The sequence below is a fragment of the Colwellia sp. 6_MG-2023 genome, from assembly GCF_030547765.1.
Classification (GTDB): Bacteria; Pseudomonadota; Gammaproteobacteria; order Enterobacterales; family Alteromonadaceae; genus Colwellia.
This window is the reverse complement of the sequence record NZ_JAUOPP010000046.1, coordinates 1-9,516: the sequence shown is the minus strand read 5'-3', so window position 1 is coordinate 9,516 and position 9,516 is coordinate 1. Positions and strand designations below refer to the sequence as shown.

The window sequence follows — 9,516 nt, the reverse complement described above, 5'->3', positions numbered from 1 at the left end:
TTTTCTTGGTCGAAAGATCGGATCGTGGAACGGGCACTTAGTTCAATTTAATTAATTCTTATCCCGAGCTGAGGTTATTTATTAAATTTCATACATAAAAAAAGCCGCTAAAAAGCGGCTTTAATTATCAAATTGGTGGAGCTGGCGGGATTTGAACCCGCGTCCGAAAAACCTACATCCTCGGTACTACATGCTTAGTCGATTATTTATTTAACCAATTAGACGCCAATCGACAGGCTTCGTCATGGTGAGCTTAATACTATTTCGCGGTTCAGCCTTAAGCATGCTTCCCTCGCTATTCTGTTTAATGTGACCATCGATCCTCTAAACAACAGAAGAATTTTTGAGGCGATGGCTAGCCTAAGCGGCTAGTGCGAACGTTTCGTCGTTAGCAATTATAGTTTTGCGGCTTTTTACGAGGCCAACCGCCCCTCGGCATGCACCTTGGGTTTCGTGAATCTCGTCGAATCCTGAATCAGCCCCAAGTTTTTTCTTTTTCTCTTTTTACTTTATAAACAAGTTCATTACAGGGAATGAGCTTCGCTTATAACCGAAGTATACAGCGCATTTGATAGATACACAACGTAACTAAATTTGAATTATGCTAAATATTGATTAATTTTGAATTGATTGCTTAGTCTTTGTTCAACTTAGCCGTTTTCATTTTAATATAGCTATTTAGATTTTATTCAAATTTTTATTTTTCATTAAGCGGCCTTTATCTACAGCCCATTCTCTGTCTTTAATATCGGCACGTTTATCATGATCTTTTTTACCTTTACCTAAATAAAACTCAAGTTTTACCCAGTTTTTACGCCAGTACATAGCTGTAGCTATAATTGAGTAACCTTCACGGTCAACAGCGCCAGCTAAAACGTCAAGCTCTCTACGGTTAAGTAGTAACTTGCGATCACGGTTTGGATCACATACCACATGTGTTGAGGCTTCTTTAAGCGGCATTATTTCTGCGCCTAATAAGTAAGCTTCTCTGTCTTTTATATGAACATAACAGTCAGAAATGTTTACTTTACCACTGCGAATACTTTTTATTTCCCAACCTTGTAAACTCATACCACCTTCAAATTTATCGGATAGGGTATAGTTATGCCTAGCCTTTTTATTTAAAGCGATAGTGTTACTGTTAGATTTGTTTTTTGAACTTTTCTTTGCCATTTTGAATTCCATTATTATCGGCGATGATTATACCTACAAATAAGAGACTTGATAGAACAAATTTCTTTTTAGTAAAAATTCATTGCTTATATTCAAGTAATAATGCGCTTGTTTGTGTGTTTTGGTATGATATCGCTAAGTTAGCGTAAGGGTCAAAATAAGAATGCCATCCATAAGTAGAAGTGCACTGGTTATGTACAGTGTTGATCAAATGTTTCAATTAATAAATGATGTGCTTGCTTACCCTCAATTTTTACCTGATTGTAGCAATAGTAAAATTATTACGGAAGATGATAATTCAGTTACCGCTGCTTTATTGGTTTCTAAAGCGGGGTTGAATAAGTGGTTTACAACGAAGAATACATTTATTTCGAATCAGCAAGTGCAATTAGAGTTAGTTGATGGGCCGTTTAATAAGTTATATGGCCGTTGGCTTTTAACTGCTTTGTCTGATGATGCTTGTAAAGTTAGTTTAGAGCTTGAATATGAGTTTTCTAATAAAATGTTTGATTTGGCTTTTGGTCGAATATTTAATCATTTAACTAACAATATGGTACAAGCATTTACTCAACGAGCTAAAGATATTTACGGAGCAGCAGCTTAATATGGAAAACTCAAGTCAAGAAATTCAAGTTGAAGTCGTTTACGGTCTTGCACATACACAGAAGTTGTTATCTTTGACATTTAAGCAAGGAACAACTGTTGAGGAAGCCATTGAACAGTCGGGTATTATTGAGCTTTTCCCTGAGATTGATTTAACTGAAAATAAAGTTGGCATTTGGAATAAAGCGGTTAAGTTATCAACAGTTTTGGAAGATTTTGACCGAATTGAGATTTATCGACCTTTAATTGCCGACCCTAAAGAAGTAAGAAAGCGCAGGGCTGAAAAGGCAAAACTTGAAGGCCGCGCAGATAAAACAACCGGTGGTAGAGTTAACCCTTTAGCGAAAAAAGAAGATAAATAAACATTTAGAAGCTTAAAAGTAAGCCCAGCAGATGCTGGGCTTTTTGGTGGAGCTTAAACATTTTTTAAAACTTGATTTACAATAAATCACTGAGTTGATTATTTATACAAGCCTTACTATTTATTTCTATGGCTGCACGCCAACCACTGAACCATTGATATTGTACTTTTGTACTCTTATACTCTAGTACATTGGTAAGGGCATTGTTCTTAGAACGTTAGGAGATACTTGTTAAGTTTTTACCTGTATGAGCCCTGTATTGGTGGTCTCGTTTTGGCCTTCTCATCATAAATGCACACTCCTTTATTATCATTGATATAGGAACACTCTTACCTTCACTTTCAAATTTAGTTAAGCTTCTGTGAAAAAGCAATATTATTAGCTGTGTTTTTACGATAATTAATTAAATCATTGATTCGTGGTGATATTGAGTTTACTTACTAATACCAATCTCACTAACTATGTGATCATTGCTACTTGCTAAGAGCACCAACTACATCGTTATTTATTTCATAATTAGAACAACTAGTTATTGAAATACATGCCTTGTATTTAGCAATTTTTCTACGTATAAAATTGTTCACTTAATTAATGAAACTGGTATGAATGAAAAAAGCACCTTTAGGTGCTTTTTATTTGTGACTACTAGTAGTCACAAGGACTGATACTTATCACGAAGATCTCTGTTATTATTTAATAAACGCTGTAAACATTGTAAATAGTTAGATGTATGTTTAACTAAAGAACTTACGTCGTAAACCAAATAATGCCATGATAGATAAAAGCCCAGCTACGTTTATACTAGCGCCTTGACGAACTACTTTATCTTCTTCTGCTGATGTACAAACTTCACCAGTGTCAGGTGTTGGCTCTAGAGTGATTGCACGTAAAACATCTTCTGTTAATGGTGAACCAAAATCATCTAACATTATTTCACCATAAGCATCACGACGTTCTACTTTTATGGTTGCTGTTGCTGAAATTATACCATCGTCATTAATGTCTTGTGCTTCGATAATATTATAGGTTGAGCGTAAAGCACATGGAATAGCTAAGTTGAGGTTAGTGAAAACATCATTGTTCATATCATAAACAAAACCAGCGGTTCTACGCGGGTTGCTTGTGCTTTCGTTATGCGTTTCAATTTCGCCTTCACCAACGATTAGATCACTATTATTGATTGCTCTAGCTGTGCTGTCTGAGCCAGAGAAAAAATCATTAGGAGTGACTAGGTCAATTTCTTCTAAAGGTGCATTAGTGTCTACATAGAAAAACTTACGTACGCCGCTACTATTAGTGACATAACCTACGGCAGTACCTGCATCATTAATATCATAAGCAACAGATGTACCTCTAATGCTATGATCACCACTAATATCTATCACGCTGCCATTTTTATAGGCTACAGCATATTGATAAAACCTTCTTTGATCGACTGTTGGTGTAATTATATCTTGATCATAAAAACCATCAGCATAACCAACTGCGACGCCGTTACTATTGATTGCTAAAGCGTAACTTGAATAAGAGCGTTCATCGTCTTCATGTGGCGTTACTAATAAACCTAGCTCTTCAATAATAGGTAAACCATCAGGGTTTAATGTGGCTTTAATTGCCATAGAGTCATATGTGGCAGATGTTGAACCAGTTTGTACTTGTGCAATACAAGCGTCTAGTGTCATCGCCGCTGGAACAACATCTGGATCAGCACAACCGCCATCTTCGTTTTCAATAAAGTCAGAATAACTTGGTACTAGTTTGTAACTACTAAACCCTACAGCAACACCGACTTCATTTACATCCATTAGTGCAGAGAAACCTCCGCCATAGTTTGCTTCTAAAGGAACTATTTCATGAATTTGACTACCTTGATTATAAGAATAGAAGCCTCTCATGCCATGCTCTCTAAGCCAATATACATGATCGACATTCTCATCGTCAGTAAAGGTTTCACTTGGTAAATAAGGCGCAGTAGCACTACCATAGGAAATACCGGTATCAGTAATTCCAGCGACAATATCAACCGTTGAGCGCGTTAGTTGTTCAGTTCCGTCGAAGTTTGTGTCTAATAAGGTATATTCTTGCTGTAGACCGCCAACGGTTGTGATGGCGATGCTATCACCGACTTTTTGGTATTCAATATCATTACCTTTTCCTGATGATGTATCTTGTAACCATCTCACTACCCAAGATAAATCATTGGCAGTTGGATTTCCAGCTCTTAAAGCATCGATATCTTCAAGGTCATTTAAGGCATGAACACTTTCGTGATTTATGGCTGCAAATAGTTGAATGGCAGTAAAATCAGAGTCATCAAGGTAATCAAATTGCACAGGAAAGTCATACAAACTAGTACCTGATATAACCATATCACCATTAGTGTTTTGTTGTTGAGCATAAGTATACTTTGCTTGGCTCGATTCACTTTCATCAACAATTTGATATGTGGCGGCATTTACTGTATTTAAAAAACTTACACTTAGTGCACTACTAATGCTTAGGGCGATAATATTCTTTGCTATTTTTCTCATTCTACTACTTAACTCTTTTATTTATTGTAGGAATAAATCCCAGACTGCAGGGGTTAAAGTTCATCTAACGCTTGCCATCTTGAATAGGCAGTGTCGAGTTTGGACTCTTTTTCGCTAAGCTGGTTCAATATTTTTTTTGTATGTTTTTCATCTTGGCTAAAAAAATCACTTTGATTGACTTGTTCTTGTAAATCAGTAATTTCATTTTCTAACTCGTCGATTATTTTTGGTAGCTCTTCAAGCTCTTTAGTTTCTTTAAAAGAAAGCTTCTTTTTCACCGCTGGTGGTGTTTCTTTTTGTACTGCGGGTGTTGCCTTTTGCTTTGCTTCTTTTTTATTAATTGTTGATAAGTGGCGTTGGCGCTCTTCTTCTTTTAACGCTAGATAGCTATCAACATCATCATAACCACCTACGATTTGATTAATTCGGCCTGTACCATCAAAATAAAGACAGCTACTGACACAGTTATTCACAAAATCACGATCATGGCTAACTAAAATAACGGTTCCTGCATAATTTGCAACAACTTCTTCTAATAACTCTAACGTTTCAATGTCTAAGTCGTTAGTAGGCTCATCGAGAATTAGTAAATTACTCGGGCGTAAAAAAAGTCGAGCGAGTAATAAACGGTTCTTCTCTCCACCGGACAAAGCGCGAACTGGCGTACGAGCACGTTTAGGGCTAAATAGAAAATCTTGAAGGTAACCAAGTACATGGCGAGATTTTCCGTTAACTTCGACTTCTTGTTTTCCTTCGCCTACGATTTCTTGCACGGTTTTGTTTACATCAAGCGCTTCACGATGTTGATCAAAATAAGCAATTTCTAAATTAACACCTGAGCGCATTTTACCGCTAGTGGCCTTTAACTTCTCCATAATAAGCTTTATTAAGGTCGATTTGCCTGTACCGTTTGCGCCAATGAAGGCTAATCGGTCGTTACGTGTAATAAGTAAGTTAAGGTTTTCAATGATAACTTTATCACCAAAAGCTACAGTAACATCTTCAGCTTCAAATACGAGTTTACCTGAACGATCACCTTGGGTAATGTTCATTGTGCTTTGATTACGTACTTCTCTACGCGCTTTACGCTCTAAACGGAGTTTTTCTAAGGAACGAACACGCCCTTCATTACGGGTACGTCGAGCTTTAACACCTTGACGAATCCAAACTTCTTCTTCAGCTAACTTTTTATCAAATAGGGCATTTTGTTGTTCTTCTACTTGTAAATCATGTTGTTTTTGTTCTATATATAAATCGTAATCACCTGGGTAACTTGTTAGCTTGCCACGGTCTAAGTCTAGAATTCGAGTCGATAAACCTCGAATAAATGCTCTATCATGGCTGATAAAAATAATGGTACCGCCAAAATCTTTTAAAAATTTCTCAAGCCATAACACACTTTCTATATCTAAATGGTTGGTTGGCTCATCAAGTAATAAAATATCAGGGTTAGTTACTAATGCTTTAGCTAGGGCTAATTTACGTAACCAACCTCCAGATAAGTCACTAATTTTAGCATCAGGATTTAATGATAACGTACTCATGGCTTGTTCAATGCGTTGTTCGTCTTGCCATGCACCAGCTTGTTCAAGTTCATCCTGTACTTTTGATAGCTTATTAAGATTTTTTTCACTTGGATCTTCGCCAATCAAGTGAATTAATTTGTGATAGCGACTCAGTAGGTCTGCATTTTCACTAACGCCTTGCGCAACATAACTAAACACACTTAAGTCAGACGACTCTGGTGGATCTTGTTCCAACATTGCTAATTGCATTGTGCTAGATTTTAATATTTGGCCATCGTCTAAGTTTTGTAAACCCATTAATATTTTCATTAATGTTGATTTACCAGCACCGTTACGGCCAACTAAACAAATACGTTCACCGGTTTGAACACTTAAGTCTGCTTTATTTAAAATTTTGTCTTCACCAAAAGCGAGTTCGCCATTAGCTATTCTTAATAATTCCATCAGTTTTTAACTCTTTATTGTTAAACAGCAGCACTTATTAATTAGTGAGCACTTACTGTTATCTATCAATCTAATAGCTGGATAATTTGTTCTGCTGTAAAGGGCCAAAATAGTTTTTGGTTATCAGCTTTACCCGCTGGGTTTAGTTTTTCTAATACGGGAATATGTACACCGTATAGTTCTACTAACGTTTTACTTTCATGAGCGACGGTTTCTTGGTCAACAATATCTACTTGATTCAATTGCGCCTTAGGTATTACTGATAAGGACAGTGCTAAAGCTTCTTCACATAAATGACAACCTTCGCTGCCATATAAATTATATATTGTCATTATTCGCTCTTATATTTTTCTATGCTAGCCTTTTCGGGTAACTGACCAACTATTATGGATATGTTTATTACGAGCAAAATCTTGGTCTCTGGTAATATCAGACATATTTTTAGCTTGTAATCCTAGTGCTTCTAAACCTTCAAAGTCCATTTTGAAATTACGCTTATTATTAGTAAAGAATATTTCCCCACCACGGTTAAGTGATTTTAAGGCATCAGCGAGGAGGGCAACATGGTCTCGTTGTACGTCGAAACTATCTTCCATGCGTTTTGAGTTTGAAAAAGTAGGCGGATCAATAAAGATTAAGTCATATTTATCTGTGTTCTTTTTCAGCCAATCAAGGCAGTCTGCTTGTATAAATTGATATTTATGACTGTTGAGTTTGTTTAACGAAAAATTGTCTTGTGCCCAATTAAGGTAAGTATTTGACATATCTACCGTGGTAATTGATCTAGCACCATGTAACGCTGCTTGTAATGACACAGAACCAGTATAAGCGAATAAATTTAACAAGGTTTTGTCTTTCGCTTTTTTAGCAACAATTTGTCGTGTTTTTCGGTGATCTAAAAATAGACCGGTATCAAGATAATCCCATAAATTAATTTTAAGCAGTGCGCCATGTTCATTAATGGTGATTGATTGTTTTGATTTATCAACGCGTTGGTATTGATTACTGCCTTTTTGTTTAGCACGTGTTTTTAGTACGACTTTATCAGTAGGAACTTCTAATACTTTAGGGGCCCAATAAATAACTTCTTGTAAGCGTCTTTTAGCTTTGTCGGCGTCAACTGTTTTTGGCGCTGCATATTCTTGAATAACTAAATAATCACCATAAACATCAATGGCAACATTATATTCAGGAATATCGGCATCATAAAGGCGATAGCAGTCAATTTGATTTGATTTAAGCCAGCCTTTTAATCCTTTACGGTTTTTCTTTAAGCGGTTAGCAAAATCACTATCTTCTTCAGCAAAAGATGATTGAGGGTTTACAGCATCTTTTTCTAATTGTTTCTCATCAACATTATAAAGCGCTAGTTGACAATCTAATGGACCGTTTTTAAATTTATAACGTTTAAAGCTTGATAACTTAAGCATCGCAAGTAATTCAATATTGGCGGTTAAAATCGCGATTCGCCAATTAATAAATTGTGCCTTGAGCTTTTGACCGAATAATACAAAGTTTTCTACTAATTCCGGTAGCTCACCAATGCGCTCTCCATAAGGAGGGTTAAATAAAATAGTACCAGCAACACCTTTAGCGCTAGAGCCATAAACATTATTCATGTTATTGGTGTTTTGACATTTAAACTCAATAAAACGCTGTACTTTTGCATTACGTGAATTTTGTTGAGCGGTATTAATAACACGAGGATCAATATCAATACCAAATACTTTTAAACTACTGATTTGTGCTTTTTCTAATGAATTCTCAGAACTATCAATTGCATCATTTAGCTGCTCTTGCCAAATAGTGTCGTCGTGTTTTAACCAAGCATCAAATCCCCAAGAAGCACGTTGAATTCCAGGTGCTTGTTTGGTTGCCATTGCTACGGCTTCAATCAATATTGTGCCAGAGCCACACATAGGATCTACTAGCGGCTTACTTGTATCGTCTAACCAGTTAGAGCGAATAATTAAGGCCGCAGCTAAGTTTTCTTTTAATGGCGCTGCACCTGAATGTTCACGGTAACCACGTTGAAATAACCCTCGACCAGAAAAATCTAAATAAATGCTGACATGATCTTTTAGTAGTCGCGCTTGAAAACTGATTTGAGGTGATTTTTTATCAACATCAGGACGTTCAAAACCTTGCTCTCTAAATTGATCAACAATCGCATCTTTAATGGTTAATCCACCAAATTGGCTATTTCGAATTTCTTCACTATAACCTACGAAGTCAATTGAAAAGGTTGTATTACTGTTAAAGTGTTCTAGCCAATTTATAGAGCTTGCAGCTTTAAATAGTTCATCTTTGTCTTTGGCTTCACCTTCGCCAAGTTTTAACATGACGCGTGTAGCCAAACGAGTCCATAAACAAATTTTATAGCCAAGCTCCATGGATGCTGAGAAATAGACACCTTCTGGCTTTTGAATAACTTGTTCAGCACCAAGGTTTTTTACTTCATCGGCGAGTAATACCTCGATACCTGGGGAGGTTAGGGCTAAAAATTGTTGCATAGGCACTGTCATAGTGTGATTCCAGAAAAAACGATGACGCGATTATAACGAATGTACAGTCACACATAAACAAAAGTTCAGTTAATGTGACGAAATAGCTTATAATTAGGACATAACGAAGAACAATTAAGCTAACAGATGATTTTTAGCTGATTTGTAAAAAAATCACTTGCTTTATTGGCGAGTGATCCTTACTATACGCATCGAATTCAGGGAGAACATCCTAATAGCTTCTTGCAGTATGAAGTAAAACTATTGTGGCTTACCTAATCTTATTAAAGAAAAGGTCATTCGGACGCGGGATGGAGCAGCCTGGTAGCTCGTCGGGCTCATAACCCGAAGGTCGTCAGTTCAAATCTGGCTC

The 9,516-nt window shown here is 36.5% G+C and carries 7 protein-coding genes and 1 other RNA gene; 2 read left to right on the top strand and 6 right to left on the bottom strand.

The window, feature by feature from the left end:
- Positions 1 to 133 precede the first annotated feature (133 nt).
- Together ssrA and smpB are read right to left on the bottom strand one after the other, a co-directional pair.
- Positions 134 to 483: a transfer-messenger RNA gene (gene ssrA, locus Q4503_RS18550) on the bottom strand.
- 195 nt (positions 484 to 678) lie between these two features.
- Positions 679 to 1,173, bottom strand: a complete 495-nt coding sequence (gene smpB / locus Q4503_RS18545) for an SsrA-binding protein SmpB (RefSeq protein ID WP_303603160.1) — start codon at positions 1,171 to 1,173, stop codon at positions 679 to 681.
- Positions 1,174 to 1,336: 163 nt separating this feature from the next.
- Between smpB and Q4503_RS18540 the strand changes: the two genes are divergently transcribed.
- Positions 1,337 to 1,777: a type II toxin-antitoxin system RatA family toxin gene (locus Q4503_RS18540; protein ID WP_215974316.1), complete on the top strand. Its 441-nt coding sequence runs from the start codon at positions 1,337 to 1,339 to the stop codon at positions 1,775 to 1,777.
- Position 1,778: 1 nt separating this feature from the next.
- Entirely contained in the window at positions 1,779 to 2,138 is a 360-nt protein-coding gene (locus Q4503_RS18535) for an RnfH family protein (RefSeq protein ID WP_215974315.1), read from the top strand.
- A gap of 734 nt (positions 2,139 to 2,872) precedes the next feature.
- On the opposite strand, the gene Q4503_RS18530 is transcribed toward Q4503_RS18535, so the two are convergent.
- From Q4503_RS18530 to rlmKL, 4 genes are all read right to left on the bottom strand, one after another.
- The gene (locus Q4503_RS18530) at positions 2,873 to 4,669 is read right to left on the bottom strand and encodes a DUF3466 family protein (RefSeq protein WP_215974314.1); all 1,797 of its coding nucleotides are present in this window, start codon (positions 4,667 to 4,669) and stop codon (positions 2,873 to 2,875) included.
- Positions 4,670 to 4,722: 53 nt separating this feature from the next.
- Complete coding sequence (locus tag Q4503_RS18525; RefSeq protein WP_215974313.1) at positions 4,723 to 6,639, bottom strand: ATP-binding cassette domain-containing protein; 1,917 nt, start codon at positions 6,637 to 6,639, stop codon at positions 4,723 to 4,725.
- Positions 6,640 to 6,704: 65 nt separating this feature from the next.
- A complete protein-coding gene (locus tag Q4503_RS18520) occupies positions 6,705 to 6,971 on the bottom strand; it encodes a glutaredoxin family protein (protein WP_215974312.1) in 267 nt (88 codons plus the stop codon).
- A gap of 24 nt (positions 6,972 to 6,995) precedes the next feature.
- Entirely contained in the window at positions 6,996 to 9,152 is a 2,157-nt protein-coding gene (rlmKL, locus tag Q4503_RS18515) for a bifunctional 23S rRNA (guanine(2069)-N(7))-methyltransferase RlmK/23S rRNA (guanine(2445)-N(2))-methyltransferase RlmL (protein ID WP_303603161.1), read from the bottom strand.
- Positions 9,153 to 9,516: the final 364 nt, after the last annotated feature.

Excerpts from the sequence above, each read along its gene's own strand:
- Q4503_RS18525 (WP_215974313.1), bottom strand. The coding sequence starts at position 6,639 with ATGGAATTATTAAGAATAGCTAATGGCGAACTCGCTTTTGGTGAAGAC.
- Q4503_RS18535 (WP_215974315.1), top strand. The coding sequence starts at position 1,779 with ATGGAAAACTCAAGTCAAGAAATTCAAGTTGAAGTCGTTTACGGTCTT.
- Q4503_RS18530 (WP_215974314.1), bottom strand. The coding sequence starts at position 4,669 with ATGAGAAAAATAGCAAAGAATATTATCGCCCTAAGCATTAGTAGTGCA.
- Q4503_RS18520 (WP_215974312.1), bottom strand. The coding sequence starts at position 6,971 with ATGACAATATATAATTTATATGGCAGCGAAGGTTGTCATTTATGTGAA.
- Q4503_RS18540 (WP_215974316.1), top strand. The coding sequence starts at position 1,337 with ATGCCATCCATAAGTAGAAGTGCACTGGTTATGTACAGTGTTGATCAA.
- smpB (WP_303603160.1), bottom strand. The coding sequence starts at position 1,173 with ATGGCAAAGAAAAGTTCAAAAAACAAATCTAACAGTAACACTATCGCT.
- rlmKL (WP_303603161.1), bottom strand. The coding sequence starts at position 9,152 with ATGCAACAATTTTTAGCCCTAACCTCCCCAGGTATCGAGGTATTACTC.